This window comes from Solimonas sp. SE-A11 (assembly GCF_030345715.1).
In the GTDB taxonomy this organism is placed as follows: domain Bacteria; phylum Pseudomonadota; class Gammaproteobacteria; order Nevskiales; family Nevskiaceae; genus Solimonas_A.
In genome coordinates this window covers 1-14,995 of sequence record NZ_JAUASX010000007.1, presented here as the reverse complement: position 1 = coordinate 14,995, position 14,995 = coordinate 1, and the positions used below count along the sequence as shown (strand labels likewise).

Sequence of the window (14,995 nt, the reverse complement as noted above, 5' to 3'; positions counted from 1 at the left end):
GGCCTACTTGACGACGATGTTCTGCGCGCTCTTGACGATTTCCTCGGGCGAGACCTTGCCGGGCACCTTGAGGCCGCGCTGCACCGCCGGGCGGGCGGCGACCTTGTCCATCCAGGCGCTCAGGTTCGGCAGGTCGCGCGCTTCCACGCCGGCCCAGTCGTGGATCTTCACCCAGGGGTAGGTGGCGATGTCGGCGATGGAGTAGTCGCCGGCCAGGTATTCGCTGCGGCCCAGCTGGGTGTCGAGCACCTGGTACAGGCGCCGGGTTTCCTTCTGGTAGCGGTCGATCGCCGGCTGGATCTTCTCGGGGAAGTAGCGGAAGAAGACGTTGGCCTGGCCCTGCATGGGGCCGACGCCACCCATCTGGAACATCAGCCACTGGATCGCCCGCGAGCGGCCCTGGACGTCGGCCGGCAGGAAGCGGCCGTACTTCTCGGCCAGGTAGATCAGGATGGCACCGGACTCGAACACGGCGAAGTCGCCGGCGTCGCGGTCCACGATGGTGGGGATGCGGCCGTTGGGGTTCAACTGCAGGTAGTCCGGGCGCTTCTGGTCGCCGCGGGAGATGTCCACCGGGATCACCCGGTAGGGCACGCCCAACTCTTCCAGCATGATCGAGGCCTTGTGGCCGTTGGGAGTGGGGGCCGTATAAAGGTCAATCATTTATCACAAATCCTTCGAGGGCGGGATCATTGGCCATGGTGGCCCCCCGCCCGAGGAACTGTCAAAGCGCCGCCTCCGGCGCCGGATTCAGCCCAGCGCCAGGGCCCGGTCCGGGTAGTCCGTGAAGATGCCGTCCACGCCCTGCGCGCGCAGACGGCGCATGTCGTCCGGATGGTTCACCGTATAGGCATAGACCTTCAGGCCGCGGGCATGGGCGTCGGTCACCAGCTTGTCGTCCACGAACTCGTCGGAGACGTTGAGGCTGGCGGCGCCCAGCTCGGCCGCCGAGCCGGCCCAGTCCAGCGGCACGCCGCAGACCAGGGCGCCCACCGGCACCTCGGGCAGCAATTGCCGGAACTCCCAGAGCTCCGGCAGGTGGAAGGAGGACACCAGGAACCGCTCCGCCGGCCAACCGTCCGCCAGGTAATCGCGCAGCACGCGCGCCACCGCGGCGGCGCAGCCGCCCCAGGTCTTCAGCTCGATGTTCACGCCCGCACGCTGGTCCACCACGTCCAGGGCTTCCTGCAGTGTCGGTATCTGCTGGCCCTGTCCGGCATCGAGCCGGCGCAGTTCCTCGAACGTGTACTCCGCCAGCGGGCCATGGCCGTTGGTGGTACGGTCCAGGCGCAGGTCGTGCATCAGCAGCAGTTCGTCGCCGAGCTGCTGCACGTCGAACTCTACCCAGTGCGCGCCCATGCGGATGCCGGTATCGATGGCCAGCAGGGTGTTCTCCGGCGCGTGGCCGCGGGCGCCGCGGTGGCCGATCACCAGGAAATCCGAAGCCTTGCCGGTCATGGTCTTCCTCCGCCAACAGCATTCAGTCCGCAAATGGACGCGAATGAACGCAAATAAAGCAAAGCGAGTCGCGTTTATTTGCGTTCATTCGCGGACGGCATAGCCTCTAGAACTCTCCCACGGTCACGATCTTCATCGCATTGGTCCCGCCCGGGCCGGTGAAATCGCCCTTGGTCATGATCACGCGCTGGCCCTGGGTGACACTGCCGCGCTTCTCCATGTGCGCCACCGCCTCCTGCAGCGGCTTGAGCGTGTCCAGCATGCTCGGCGCGAAATCCACCGGGAACACGCCGCGGCACAGCGCCATGCGGCGGCGCGTCTTCTCGTGGCGGGTCAGGGCGAAGATCGGGATGTTCATCTCGCTGCGCGACATCATCAGCGCCGTACTGCCCGACTCGGTCAGCGACAGGATGGCGTCGGCGCGCATGTTGCGCGCGGTCCAGGCCGTGGCCATGGCGATGGCTTCGTCGGTGCGCTCGAAGTGCGCGTCGAAGGCACGGCGGAAGCGGTTGGGGCGATCCGGCATGGCACTTTCCGCGCCGATGCAGACGCGCGACATGGCCTCCACCACCTTGACCGGGTACTTGCCGCTGGCGGTCTCGGCCGACAGCATCACCGCGTCGGTGCCGTCCATGACGGCGTTGGCCACGTCCAGCACCTCGGCGCGGGTCGGCACCGGGCTGGTGATCATGGATTCCATCATCTGCGTGGCGGTGATCACCATGCGGTTCTGTTCGCGGGCCTCGCGGATGATGCGCTTCTGCCAGCCCGGCAGCTCGGCGTCGCCGATCTCCACGCCCAGGTCGCCGCGCGCCACCATCACCACGTCGGAGGCGGCCACCAGCTCCACCAGTTCCGGCAGGGCCTCGGCGCGCTCGATCTTGGCCACCAGGGCGCAGTCGCCGCCGGCTTCCTTGACCAGCTCGCGCGCCTGCAGCATGTCCTGCGCCGAGCGCGGAAAGGACACGGCAATGAAGTCCACGCCGATGCTCACGGCATAGCGCAGGTCGGAACGGTCCTTGTCGGTCAGGGCCTCGGCGGACAGGCCGCCGCCCTGCTTGTTGATGCCCTTGCGGTTGGACAGCACGCCACCCAGGAGCACCGTGGTGTCGATGCGCGTGCTGCCCACCGCGTCCACGCGCAGCGAGATGGCGCCGTCGTTGAGCAGCAGGGTGTCGCCGGGCGCAACATCGCGCGGCAGCTCGGCGTAGGCGCAGCCCACCACCGTGATATCGCCAGCCTCCGAGCCCAGGGCGGTATCCAGTGCGAATGGCTGGCCCTCTACCAGTTCCACCGGGCCGGCGGCAAAGGACTCGATGCGGATCTTGGGGCCCTGCAGGTCGGCCAGAACACCCACGTCCACGCCCAGCTCGGCCGCGGCCTCGCGCACCGCCAGTGCGCGCCGTGCGTGATCCTCCTGCTTGCCGTGCGAGAAATTGAGGCGGACCACGTCGACGCCTGCCGCCAGCAGGCGCTTGAGCACCCCCGGCTGGTCGGTGGCGGGGCCGAGGGTGGCGACGATCTTGGTGCGGCGGGCCATGAGTTCTCCGATAATGCTGGGTATAAGTCTACTCCCGCCGCCGGAAACGGCACGCCTCTCCGACGAAACGATCAGCACTATGACCACGTTCGGCACCCCGTTGTCCCCCAACGCCACCCGCCTGCTGATGCTGGGCTCCGGCGAACTCGGCAAGGAAGTCGTGATCGAGGCGCAGCGCCTGGGCGTGGAATGCATCGCGGTGGACCGCTACGCCAATGCGCCGGCCATGCAGGTGGCGCACCGCAGCCATGTGATCCGCATGCTCGACGGCGACGAGCTGCGCCGCGTGATCGAGCTGGAGAAGCCGCACTTCATCGTGCCGGAAATCGAGGCCATCCATACCCCGACGCTGCAGGAGCTGGAGGCCGAGGGCTATCACGTGATCCCCACCGCCCGCGCCGCGCGCCTGACCATGGATCGCGAGGGCATCCGCCGCCTGGCCGCCGAGGAGCTGGGCCTGCCGACCTCGCCCTACCGCTTCGCCGACCGCTACGAGGATTACGAGGAGGCCGTGCGTGCCCTGGGCATGCCCTGCGTGGTGAAGCCGGTGATGTCTTCGTCCGGCAAGGGCCAGAGCGTGGTGAAGACCGAGGCCGACATCCAGGAGGCCTGGGAGTACGCCCAGGCCGGCGGCCGCGCCGGCGCCGGCCGCGTGATCGTCGAGGGCTTCATCGACTTCGACTACGAAATCACCCTGCTGACCGTGCGCCATGCCGCCGGCACCGACGGCTCCGCCGCCGTGAAGACCTCGTACTGTGCGCCGATCGGCCACCTGCAGATCGACGGCGACTACCGCGAGTCCTGGCAGCCGCACCCCATGAGCCCCGCGGCCCTGGCCAAGGCCCAGGCGGTAGCGGACCAGATCACCTCTGCCCTGGGCGGCCGCGGCCTGTTCGGCGTCGAGCTGTTCGTGCGCGGCGACGAGGTGATCTTCTCCGAGGTGTCGCCGCGCCCGCACGACACCGGACTGGTCACGCTGATCTCGCAGGACCTCTCCGAGTTCGCACTGCATCTGCGCGCCATCCTCGGCCTGCCGGTCCCCAACATCCGCGGCCGTGGTCCCTCGGCGTCCTGCGCCCTGCTGCTGGAAGGCGACCGTCCCGCGCCGGCCTTCGAGGGCGTGGCTGCCGCCCTGGCCGAACCCGACACCCAGTTCCGCCTGTTCGGCAAGCCCGAGATCGCCGGCAAGCGCCGCATGGGCGTGGCCCTGGCGCTGGGCGACAGCATCGACGAGGCGCGCGCCAAGGCGCGCCGCTCTGCCGCCGCGGTGCGGATCGCCTGAGCGGGTAGTGCCCGTGCCCTAGTGGCGCTGGCGCAGCAGCGCGCCGGCGATGGAATAGACCTTCGCGCTACCCGGCACGTCCGCCTCCGGCGGGCGGCGCGGCTCCATGTGCTTCTCCAGCCGCAGCTCGGTCTCCAGGCGCTCGCTGAAGTCCTGCAGGCGCTCATGCTTGCGCAGTTCCACCAGGCCGACGTTCAGGCTCAGCGGGCCGCCGTCGAAGTGCTGCATGCGCCGGGCGAACTCGCGCTTCAGGTTTTCCAGGTACTCGGTGGCCTGGTTCTGCTCGCTGAACATCACCGCCAGGAACTGGTCCTCCTCCCAGCGGCCGACCCAGTCGCTCTTGCGCTTGAGCCACTGGCGCAGGAATTCCCCCAGCTCCCGGATCGCCCGGTCGCCGGTGTCCACGCCATGTTCCTCGTTGAGGCGGGCGATGTGGGCCGGGTCGATCAGGGCCACCGTCAGCCGGGAGCCGGTGCGCTCGGCGGCATGCACGGCCAGGCGCAGGTACTCCCCGGCGAAGCGGCGGTTGGGCAGGCCGGTCAGGGCGTCGTCGAGGCTCAGGGCCTGCAGGCTCTGGCCCTGGGCCGCCTCGGCCTCCAGCGCCCGGCGCAGTTCGCGCAGCAGGTCCCCCATGTCGCCCCCCAGGTCGGTCGGCAGGGGCTGGACCCGCCCCTGGGTGGCGCGCAGCTGCAGGGCGGCCTGAGCCATGCGCAGGGGGGCGAGCAGCTGCTGCAGCCCCCACAGCGCCAGGCCGGTGCCCGCCAGCGCGCCCAGCAGGACCAGGGTACCGCGGGGTGCCCCGGGCACCACCAGGCCGGCCAGAAGCCCCAGCAGGGGCATCAGGCCGGCCAGGGCGACCAGGGCGGACAATTGCGCGTCCAGCTGACGGAACGGCAGCCAGCGGGCCAGGCGGCGGTAGGAGGCGAGGGTGACGGCGACAGGCTTCATAGGCGGACTCCGCATGGCCCGCATGGACATGCATGGTCGCAAAATAGCCAGCCCCGGCCCCCTTGGGCGGCCCCGGCAGGCCAAAGGGCGCCGGGGGCCGATAAAAGCCGTTCATGCAGCGTCACGGGACCTCGCGTACAATTCGCGACCTTTTTTGCGCACCGCAGCAATCGGACACCCTCCCGTGAGCATCCAGAATCTCCGCAACATCGCCATCATCGCCCACGTCGACCACGGCAAGACCACGCTCGTCGACAAGCTCCTGCGCCAGTCGCAGACCCTTGATGCACGCGAACAGCTCGGCGAGCGCGTGATGGACTCCAACGACCTGGAGCGTGAGCGCGGCATCACCATCCTGGCCAAGAACACGGCCATCCGCTGGCTCGACAAGCGCACCGGCATCGACTACCGCATCAACATCGTCGACACCCCGGGCCACGCCGACTTCGGCGGCGAGGTCGAGCGCGTGCTGTCCATGGTGGATTGCGTGCTCCTGCTGGTGGACTCGGTCGACGGCCCGATGCCGCAGACCCGCTTCGTCACGCAGAAGGCCTTCAACATGGGCCTGAAGCCGATCGTGGTGCTGAACAAGATCGACCGCCCTGGCGCCCGTGCGGATTGGGTCGTCGACCAGGTGTTCGAACTGTTCGATCGCCTCGGTGCCACCGACGAGCAGCTGGACTTCCCCTTCATCTACGCCTCGGGCCTCAACGGCTATGCCGGCAACTCGCCGGACATTCGCGAGGGCGATATGACCCCGCTGTTCGAGACCATCGTCGACAAGGTGCCGGTGCCGGACGTGCAGCCGGACCAGCCGTTCCAGATGCAGATCACCTCGCTGGCCTATTCGACCTACGTCGGCGTGATCGGCACCGGCCGCGTCAAGCGTGGCCGCGTCAAGGCCAACCAGCCGGTGACCGTGGTGGGCCGTGACGGCTCCACCCGCAACGGCCGCGTGCTGCAGGTGCTGGGCTTCATGGGCCTGGACAAGCACGAGGTCCCCGAGGCCGAGGCCGGCGACATCATCGCCATCACCGGCGTGGAAGACCTGGGCATCTCCGAGACCGTCTGCGATCCCAAGACCCCGGAAGCGCTGCCGACCCTACAGGTCGACGAGCCCACCATGAGCATGATGTTCGAGGTCAACAAGTCGCCGTTCGCTGGCAAGGAAGGCAAGTTCGTCACCAGCCGCCAGATCAGCGACCGCCTGCAGCGCGAGCTGCGCACCAACGTCGCGCTGCGCGTCGAGCCGGGCGACAGCCCGGACCAGTTCCGCGTCTCCGGCCGCGGCCTACTGCACCTGGGCATCCTGCTCGAGAGCATGCGCCGTGAAGGCTACGAGATCGCCGTGGCGCGTCCGCAGGTCATCCTCAAGGAAATCGACGGCGAGATCTGCGAGCCGTACGAAACCCTGGTGGCCGACGTGGAAGAAGCCAACCAGGGCGGCGTGATCCAGGGCCTGGCCGAGCGCGGCGGCAAGATGAACAATATGGTCCCCGACGGCAAGGGCCGCGTGCGCCTGGAGTACATGATCCCCTCGCGCGGCCTGATCGGCTTCCAGACCCAGTTCATGACCATGACCTCGGGCACCGGCCTGCTGTTCCACAACTTCGACCACTTCGGCCCCAAGGCCGAGGCCAGCGACATCGGCCAGCGCCACAACGGCGTGATGATCTCCAACGACCAAGGCAAGGTTCCGGCCTATGCGCTGTTCAACCTGCAGGAGCGCGGCAAGATGATGTCCTCGCCGGGCGACGAGGTCTACGAAGGCCAGATCGTCGGCATCCATGCTCGCGACAACGACCTGGTGGTCAACGTGCTGCGCGAGAAGAAGCTGACCAACATGCGCGCCTCCGGCTCGGATGAAAACGTCATCCTGACGCCGCCGGTGAAGCATTCGCTGGAGCAGGCCCTCGAGTTCATCAACAACGATGAGCTGGTGGAACTGACCCCGCAGTCGATCCGCGTGCGCAAGAAGTTCCTCAAGGAACACGAGCGCAAGCGTTCGGACAAGGACGACTAAAAGCTGTTTGCTGCAACAAAAAAGGCCCCGCGATGCGGGGCTTTTTCGTTGGCTTTTCCTCCTCTGGCCCGCTTGCGGGAGAGAGGCCGGGATGACGAAGGCATGGATGCCCGAGGTACGGCAACGCAGGAGCAGTGGCCGAGAGGGTTTCTGTCGAGCGAGCGTAGGGAGGCCTGCCCCTATTCAAATTCGCCAGCTCGCGCAGGGCGGGCACGCTTCGCTTTGTCCACCCTGCGGAGGGATTTAAAACCGCCAGCGCATCCGCAACTGCGGCACTCGCTCGTCCAGGGTGTCCTGCAGGTTTTCGCGGTCCTCGCGCGAGGTGCCCTTCAGGTCGTGGATCCAAGGGGTGTACTCCACGTACAGCTCGGCACTGCCATAGGTGTCCAGCCAGCGGTCCACGTCCAGGCGTAGCTGAGGCGTCAGCATCAGGCGGCGGCCGTCGGCGCGATCCTCCGGGGCCAGCGACAGGCCCAGGGCCCAGAACGGCTGGTCGCCGTGGCGGCGGCTGGAGAGGCCGTCCGGTGTGAAGGCGTAGCGCGCCCCCTCGCCGCGGCGGCGCTTGGTGGTGGAGACGCTGGCCTGCAGCAGGCCGTCGCCGGGCAGATGCAGGTCCAGGCCGGCGCCGTAGCGCCAGCGGCGCAGCAGGTCCTCGGTATCGCTGCGTGCGTCGAAGCGCAGGCGCATGCTGTGGCGGGCATAGCTGTCGTTGCGCCACTCGGCCAGGCGGAAGCCCGCTTCCAGCGGGGTGGTGGTCGTGCCGCCGGTCCAGCCGCTGCTCAGCTGTGGTGTCTCGGGAGCGCAGCCCAGCCAGCGGAAGCCCTCGTCGTTCTGGCATGCCGCCGACGCAGGGCTGCAGCACCCCAGCATCATCAAACCCGCAAGCCCCTTGCCGCATCGCTTCATGACGCCCCCCGATCAAATCAGGCATCTGTCATCAGTTTTCGGCAAAACCCCGCGGAAAAGGTGACCGTTTGCGCGCCGTGCGTGACCGTTCGGATGGCCGGAAAACTGCGCTCCGACAGCCCCTACGAAAAAGCCCCGCTCGAGCGGGGCTTTTTCGTACAGCTCGGCAGGCTCAGGCGGCGACCTGGGCGGCCTGCAGGCTCAGCAGGCGCAGGCGGCGGTGCTGCTGGTGCAGCGAATCCTCCAGGGCGCGGATGCGGGCACGGGCCTCGCTGTTCTCCCACTGCTCGGCGAGCTGGCGCTTGGCGGCTTCCAGCTTCTCCTGCTGCAGCTTGGCCCACTCCGAGGCGATCTCGGCGTAGTGCTTCAGCTCATGCTCCAGCAGCGTCTGCAGGGCAGCCAGGCGGCCCGGCTGGACCTCGGGCTGGGCCTTGGCCAACTGCGCCTGCGCGCGTTCCAGCTGGCGCTGCACCATCTGGCGGCGGATGACGAATTCCGGTACGCGCTTGAGGTTATAGGCCAGGCCCAGGCGGGCGGCGCCGGCGATCATCCACTTGGTGGGGTCCCACTGCCACCAGCGGATGCCGTTGCGGTAGTCCCACTGAAAGATGTGGTGGTAGTTGTGGTAGCCCTCGCCGTAGGTGAACAGGGCGAGCACGTCGTTGTCGCGCGCGCTGTTCTCGGTGGTGTAGGGCTGGCGGCCCCAGTAGTGGGCCAGCGAGTTGATGAAGAAGGTGAAGTGCTGGCTCATCACCAGGCGCAGCAGGCCTACCAGCATCAGGAAGCCGCCGACGTCGCCGTAGGCCCAGCCCAGCAGCGCCGGCACGGCGATGTTCATGAACAGCGCGATGCCCAGGTAGTGCTTGTGCTGGAACATCACGATGGGGTCTTCCATCAGGTCGCGCGCGTTCTTGAAGTCCAGCGCGGAGCTGGGGTAGTTCCGCAGCATCCAGCCCATGTGCGAGAACCACAGGCCGCGCTCGGCGGAGTAGGGGTCGCGGTCGCGGTGGTCCACTTCCTTGTGATGGATGCGGTGCATCGAGGCCCAGATCAGGATGCTGTTCTGCAGCGACATGGCGCCCAGCAGCATGTATACGATCTTCAGGCTCCAGTGGGCCTGGTAGGCGCGGTGTGCCCAGAGGCGGTGGTAGCCGCCGGTGATCGACATGCCGGTGCCGTACATGAACACCACGAACCAGACCCAGGCGGCGGCGCTGAAATCATGGGTCCAGGCGTACCAGGGGAATACCGTCAGCATGCCCAGGGTGGTCAGGCTGAACAGGATCACGGCCGGCAGGTTGAGCGGCGCGCGTTCCCAGGCGGAATCCGAGGCGGATGACATACAGCACTTCTCCAGAAAGACTTTTGCGGCACTGACCGGCCGCTAGGCGCAGCAAAAGCGCTGTGCGTGGACCCGAGGCCTCACGGTCTCACTATACACTTGTACAGAAACAGCGTGGCGGTTTCGTGACGGAATCTCTACGCCCTGCAAACCGCAGCAATTCCCGGGCCCACCGGGTGGCTGGAACGCCCTAATCCTTGACCGGCATCACCCAGGCTTCGGCGGCGTTGAGCTGGCGGCTGCGCAGTTCCGTCAGGCCGGCCCGGGCCTGGGCCAGGTCGGCGTAATCCCCCACGGTGACGCGGAAGCGCACGCCCGACGGTGTGTCCGAGCGGCGGACCTGGGGGGTCTCGCCCTGGTTGAGCCAGCTGCGCACGGCGTTCTCCGCCGCCGCCGGATCGGGGAAGGAGGCCAGGACCAGCGTCCAGCGCGGACCGGGCGTGGCCGGCACCGGCACCGGCGCCGCCTCGGGCGAGGCCACGGCGGGATCGGCTGGCGGCAGTACCTCGGCCACCGGCTCCGGCGTCTGCTCGGCCAGCGCGCGGGCGTTGAGGTCGTCGGCGAAAGCGGTGCGCAGCAGCTTGCGCGCCAGTGCCTCGCCGCCGTCGCCATGGACCGGCAGGCGTCCCCCCTGGCCGAACACCAGGCAAGCGCCCGGCTGGTCCAGGCGCTCGCCGCCGGTGTCGGCCACGATCTCCACCGCGCCCGACAGCAGGCAGACGCTTTCGCCGCGGGACGTCACTTCGGTCCAGGCCTCGCCGCCGAATACGCGCAGGCGCAGGCGCCCGGCATTGAGGCGGTAGTCCTGCGGCGGCTGGCCGGAGCGGCCGCGCGCATCCAGGCGCAGGGCGCCGCGTTCGAGGATCAGCTTGGCCACGCCGCTGTTGCCGGGGCCCGGCGGCTCGATGCTGTGCAGGCGCAACGTGCTGTCGCCGCCCAGGCGCAGGGCGCCGCCGCCGTAGAGTTGCAGCGACACCCGGCCCTGAGGGCCGGTGACCACGCGGTCGTCCGGGCTCAGCGGCACGCGGCTGCGCAGTTCCAGGATCTCGTCGCCGCGCCGCAGTTCCGCGGTGGGCGCCACGCGGGCAACCGCCAGGGGCAGCGGCTGCGCGTACGCCAGGCCGGCCAGCACGAGCATGACGAGGCCGGCGGCACTGCGTGCAGCAGCCTGGCGCGAAGTTGATTTTTGGATAAACTCTAATTTCATAATTCAATCAATAATCACAGCCATCGATCCTGCCGGCAGCAGTGTACGCCGCCTCTGCGAAGCACTTCGCATGCTAGGATGATGCTGCGGTTTTTTCCTTCAAGACCGATCAACCGCCTCCCACATGCCCGAAGATTCCCAAGGCCCGATACGCGGGTCTGAACGCGTCGCTACGCCTCCCGCCGATCCGCAGGGCCTGCCGACGTGAGCGGCATCGTGGTGGTGGATCAGCGCTCCGACTGGCCGGCGAACATTCCCGGTATCGAAGTTGTGACGGCCTGGGACTACCTGACCGACGAGTCGATGACGCGCGCCAAGCGCTCGCGCATCTATAACCTGTGCCGCTCCTTCAGCTACCAGACCACGGGCTATTACGTGTCGCTGCTGGCCAGTGCCCGCGGGCACAAGCCGCTGCCCGAAATCACCACGATCCAGGACCTGAAGCTGGCGGAAAGTCCGTCGGTGCTCAACGACGAGATCGAGGAGCTGATCCAGAACTCGCTGTCGCGCATCGGTTCGGCGGAGTACATCCTCAATGTCTACTTCGGCCGCTCCATCGCCAAGCGCCACGAGCGCCTGGCACGGGCGCTGTTCAACCTGTTCCCGGCGCCGCTGGTGCAGGCCAAGTTCATCCACCGCGGCGACGAATGGCGCGTGGAGACCCTGGGGCCCATCGCCCTGGGCGAGGTGCCGGCGGCGCACCATGAATTCCTCTACGAGGCGGCGCGCGACTACTTCTTCATGAAGCGCCGCCACCCGCGCACCAAGCGCGATTCGGCGCGCTACGACCTGGCGATCCTGGTCAACGACGACGAGAAGGAGCCGCCCTCCAACGCCCGCGCGCTCAAGGCCTTCGAAAAGGCCGCCGAGGAGCAGGGCTTCGACGTCGAGTTCATCGACAAGAGCGACTACGGCCACGTCGCCGAGTTCGACGCCCTGTTCATCCGCGAGACCACCGCGGTCAACCACCACACCTACCGCTTCGCCCGCCGCGCCGCGCGCGAAGGCCTGGTGGTGGTGGACGACCCGGTGTCGATCCTGCGCGCCGCCAACAAGGTGTTCCTGGCGCAGCTGATGGAGCGCCACCGCATCCCCCAGCCCAAGACGGTGGTGATCCACCGCGGCAACATCGCTGCCGCCGCCCGCGAGCTGGGCTTCCCCTGTGTGCTCAAGCAGCCGGACTCGCAGTTCTCCAAGGGTGTCATCAAGGCCGAGAGCGAGGCCGACTTCAAGCGCCAGACGCGCGACATGCTGGAGCGCTCGGACCTCATCATCGGCCAGTCCTTCGAGCCCACCGAGTACGACTGGCGCGTCGGCGTGCTCGACGGACAGCCGCTCTACGCCTGCCGCTACTACATGGCCGAGGGCCACTGGCAGGTGGTCAAGCGCAACGACAAGGGCGCCAAGCAGGAAGGCAACCACGAGACCGTGGACGTCAAGGACGTGCCGGGCCAGGTGCTCAAGATCGCGGTGGATGCCGCCCGTGCCGTGGGCAACGGCCTCTATGGCGTGGACCTCAAGCAGTTCGGCAAGGTGGTCAAGGTCATCGAGGTCAACGACAACCCCAACATCGATTTCGGCGTGGAGGACCTGGTGCTCAAGGAACTGCTGTACCGCCGCATCATGGAATACTTCGTCAAGCGCCTGGAATCGCGCGCGCGCGACGCGGTGCGCTGATGCCCGACCGCCCGCAGGTCCGCCGTGCCGGCCCTGCCGACCTGCCGGCGCTGCTGGCGCTGGAGCAGAATTTCCCCGGCGACCGCATGTCGGCCCGCTCCCTGCGCCGCCTGCTGGCCGGTGACAGCGCCCCCATCTGGGTGGCACGCGCGCGCGGTGCCACGCTCGGCGCGCTGGTACTGTTGACGCGGCGCAACAATGCCGTGGCGCGCATCTACTCGGTGGTGGTGGATCCCGCCGCCCGTGGGCAGGGGATCGCCGGCCGGCTGGTCAATGCCGCCGAGCGGCATGCACGGCTTGGTAAAAAGGCACTAATGTCACTGGAAGTGCGTGCGGACAATGCCCCGGCGCGGGCACTCTATCGCCGGCTCGGCTATGCCGAGACGGCGGTACTGCGCGCATACTACGAAGATGGAGCCGACGGCCTGCGCCTGCGCAAGCCGCTGCCGGGCTGAGCGAAAGCCTGGCCGCCGTCTGGAACGAGCGCTGCTTCTGCACTATCGTTCGCCAAGCGAAAGCAATTCGAGGAGTTCACAAGAATGAAGATCAAAACCTGCATCGCCCTGGCGCTGACGCTGGTGGCCTTGCCGGCCGCCGCCAAGGTCAGCCAGGCCGAGGCCGACAAGCTCAAGTCCACCCTGATGCCGATGGGTGGCGAGAAGGCGGCCAACAAGGACGGCAGCATTCCGGCCTGGGACGGCGGCTACACCCAGACCCCGTCCTGCTACCAGGGCGACGGCAAGCGCCTCTGCGATCCCTTCCCCAGCGACAAGCCGCTTTACACGGTCACCGGCAAGAACTATTCCCAGTACAAGGACAAGCTCAGCGCCGGCCAGTTGGCGATGTTCGCCAAGTACCCGGACAGCTACAAGCTCAACGTCTTCCAGACGCGCCGCACCGCGGCCTTCCCGGACTTCGTCAACGAGGCCACCTACCAGAATGCCCTGAAAGGTGACCTGGGCGGCGGCGGCGAGGCCCTGGTGAACACCATCACCGGCATTCCCTTCCCGATTCCCAAGAGCGGCGTCGAGCCGGTGTGGAACCACAAGGTCCGCTACCGTGGCCCGGGTGGCCGTCGCTGGAACAACCAGGCCGCCGTCACCACCAGCGGTGACTTCAACCTGGTGAAGATCCGCGAGGACGTGCGCTTCACCTACAGCCAGAAGGGCGCCACGCCCGAATCGCTGCAGAACGTCATCATCTACTTCCTGCAGGTGGTGGCGCAGCCGCCGCGCCTGGCCGGCCAGATCACCCTGGTCCACGAGACCATGGACCAGGTCAAGGAACCGCGCCGCGCCTGGCAGTACAACCCCGGCCAGCGCCGCCTGCGCCGCGCCCCGAACGTCGGCTACGACAACCCGGGCACGGGCGCCGACAACCTGCGCACCAACGACCAGACCGACACCTTCAACGGCGCCACCGACCGCTATACCTGGAAGATCGTCGGCAAGAAGGAAATGATCATCCCGTACAACGCCTACGTCGTGCACAGCGACAAGTACAAGTACAAGGACATCATCAAGCGCAACCACATCAACCAGGACCTGCCGCGCTACGAGCTGCACCGTGTCTGGGTGGTGGAAGGCACGCTCAAGCCAGGCACCTCGCACGTCTACGCCAAGCGTGTGTTCTTCCTGGACGAGGACAGCTGGCAGATCTCGCTGGTGGACATCTACGACCGTCGTGGCGAGCTGTGGCGCTGGCAGGAAGCCCATCCGATCCAGGCCTACAACAAGACCTTCCAGGCCTCGGTGCTGGAAACGATCTACGACCTGCAGAGTGGCCGTTACCTGACCCAGGCGATGAACAACGAAGACGAGGAGGCCTACGAGCAGGTGTTCGAGCCGTCCTACTTCGACCCGGCCAACGTGCAGCGCCAGGCCACCAAGTAAAGCGTCACGCCGTCCTCAGAACGCCGCCCACAGGGCGGCGTTTTTCTTGGTGCCTCCTGTCGGGCCGCCGCCGGGCCGGCGTGTGTTGCCGGCGCGGAAGCTCTAAGCTTGGAGCATGAAGACCCATGCCTTGCTCTTGCCCCTGCTGCTCGCGCTCCCCGGCCTGGCCGCTGCCGATATCTACCGCTCCGTGGACGCCCAGGGCCGCGTCACCTACAGCCAGACCCCGCCGGTCGGCCGCACGGCCGAAAAGGTGACGCCGCGCGTGACGCCGGGCAATCCGGCCGAGGCCGAGGCCTTGCAGCGCCAAGTGGAGGCGCTGGACAAGGGCCAGGAGGAAGCGGCCCGCAAGGAGACCGAGGCTGCGGCCAAGCAGGCCAAGCAGGACGAGGCCTGCACTGCCGCCCGGGAGCGGCTGGCCCTGCTGGCGCAGAAGATTCCCAGCCGCCTGATGACGCGCAATGAGAAGGGCGAGATGGAGCGCTGGACCACGGAACGCCACGAGGAGCAGCGCCGGCAGGCCGAGGCGCTGGCGGCCACCAGTTGCGGCGGTCCTTCCTGAAGAAGGCCCCGCCCACGAAAAAGGCCGGCTTGTGCCGGCCTTTTTCACATCTGTGACCCGTCCTGCCCAGGGTTGACACCTTTTCGAAGTCGAGAAGGAGAGTCAAATGGAATCAAGGGTTAAGAGGACGCAGCGCGATTACACGATGGCCTTTAAGT

General features: G+C 67.6%; 13 protein-coding genes. 6 read left to right on the top strand and 7 right to left on the bottom strand.

Features of this window, described 5'->3' with window-relative positions; all coding sequences use genetic code 11:
- Positions 1-3: 3 nt before the first annotated feature.
- From QT386_RS09545 to pyk, 3 genes are all read right to left on the bottom strand, one after another.
- Positions 4-663, bottom strand: a complete 660-nt coding sequence (locus QT386_RS09545) for a glutathione S-transferase family protein (protein ID WP_289273523.1) — start codon at positions 661-663, stop codon at positions 4-6.
- Positions 664-750: 87 nt separating this feature from the next.
- The gene (locus QT386_RS09540; protein WP_289273522.1) at positions 751-1,458 is read right to left on the bottom strand and encodes a glycerophosphodiester phosphodiesterase family protein; all 708 of its coding nucleotides are present in this window, start codon (positions 1,456-1,458) and stop codon (positions 751-753) included.
- A 106-nt stretch (positions 1,459-1,564) separates the two neighbouring features.
- Positions 1,565-2,998: a pyruvate kinase gene (pyk, locus tag QT386_RS09535; RefSeq protein ID WP_289273521.1), complete on the bottom strand. Its 1,434-nt coding sequence runs from the start codon at positions 2,996-2,998 to the stop codon at positions 1,565-1,567.
- A gap of 79 nt (positions 2,999-3,077) precedes the next feature.
- On the opposite strand from pyk, the gene purT reads away from it, so the two are divergent.
- Positions 3,078-4,280 carry a formate-dependent phosphoribosylglycinamide formyltransferase gene (gene purT / locus QT386_RS09530; RefSeq protein WP_289273520.1) on the top strand — a complete coding sequence of 401 codons (1,203 nt, stop codon included), beginning with the start codon at positions 3,078-3,080 and terminating at the stop codon, positions 4,278-4,280.
- A gap of 18 nt (positions 4,281-4,298) precedes the next feature.
- Here purT and QT386_RS09525 read toward each other — a convergent pair whose 3' ends face one another.
- Positions 4,299-5,228, bottom strand: a complete 930-nt coding sequence (locus QT386_RS09525) for a GGDEF domain-containing protein (RefSeq protein ID WP_289273519.1) — start codon at positions 5,226-5,228, stop codon at positions 4,299-4,301.
- A gap of 184 nt (positions 5,229-5,412) precedes the next feature.
- On the opposite strand from QT386_RS09525, the gene typA reads away from it, so the two are divergent.
- Entirely contained in the window at positions 5,413-7,251 is a 1,839-nt protein-coding gene (gene typA / locus QT386_RS09520) for a translational GTPase TypA (protein ID WP_289273518.1), read from the top strand.
- 243 nt (positions 7,252-7,494) lie between these two features.
- On the opposite strand, the gene QT386_RS09515 is transcribed toward typA, so the two are convergent.
- The 3 genes from QT386_RS09515 to QT386_RS09505 all read right to left on the bottom strand — a co-directional run bounded on the left by QT386_RS09515 (position 7,495) and on the right by QT386_RS09505 (position 10,637).
- Entirely contained in the window at positions 7,495-8,157 is a 663-nt protein-coding gene (locus QT386_RS09515; protein WP_289273517.1) for a hypothetical protein, read from the bottom strand.
- A gap of 172 nt (positions 8,158-8,329) precedes the next feature.
- Positions 8,330-9,499 (bottom strand): fatty acid desaturase, encoded by a 1,170-nt coding sequence (locus QT386_RS09510; protein ID WP_289273516.1) that lies wholly within the window; start codon positions 9,497-9,499, stop codon positions 8,330-8,332.
- Positions 9,500-9,689: 190 nt separating this feature from the next.
- Complete coding sequence (locus QT386_RS09505; protein WP_289273515.1) at positions 9,690-10,637, bottom strand: SPOR domain-containing protein; 948 nt, start codon at positions 10,635-10,637, stop codon at positions 9,690-9,692.
- A 273-nt stretch (positions 10,638-10,910) separates the two neighbouring features.
- On the opposite strand from QT386_RS09505, the gene QT386_RS09500 reads away from it, so the two are divergent.
- The 4 genes from QT386_RS09500 (at position 10,911) to QT386_RS09485 (ending at position 14,837) form a co-directional block, all read left to right on the top strand.
- On the top strand, positions 10,911-12,383 hold the full coding sequence (locus tag QT386_RS09500) for a RimK family protein (RefSeq protein ID WP_289273514.1): 1,473 nt from the start codon (positions 10,911-10,913) through the stop codon (positions 12,381-12,383).
- Positions 12,383-12,838: a GNAT family N-acetyltransferase gene (locus QT386_RS09495; protein ID WP_289273513.1), complete on the top strand. Its 456-nt coding sequence runs from the start codon at positions 12,383-12,385 to the stop codon at positions 12,836-12,838. Before QT386_RS09500 ends, QT386_RS09495 begins: the two co-directional genes overlap by 1 nt.
- Before the next feature lie 84 nt (positions 12,839-12,922).
- Positions 12,923-14,275 (top strand): DUF1329 domain-containing protein, encoded by a 1,353-nt coding sequence (locus tag QT386_RS09490; protein WP_289273512.1) that lies wholly within the window; start codon positions 12,923-12,925, stop codon positions 14,273-14,275.
- Between the two features lie 115 nt (positions 14,276-14,390).
- Positions 14,391-14,837, top strand: a complete 447-nt coding sequence (locus QT386_RS09485; protein ID WP_289273511.1) for a DUF4124 domain-containing protein — start codon at positions 14,391-14,393, stop codon at positions 14,835-14,837.
- Positions 14,838-14,995: the final 158 nt, after the last annotated feature.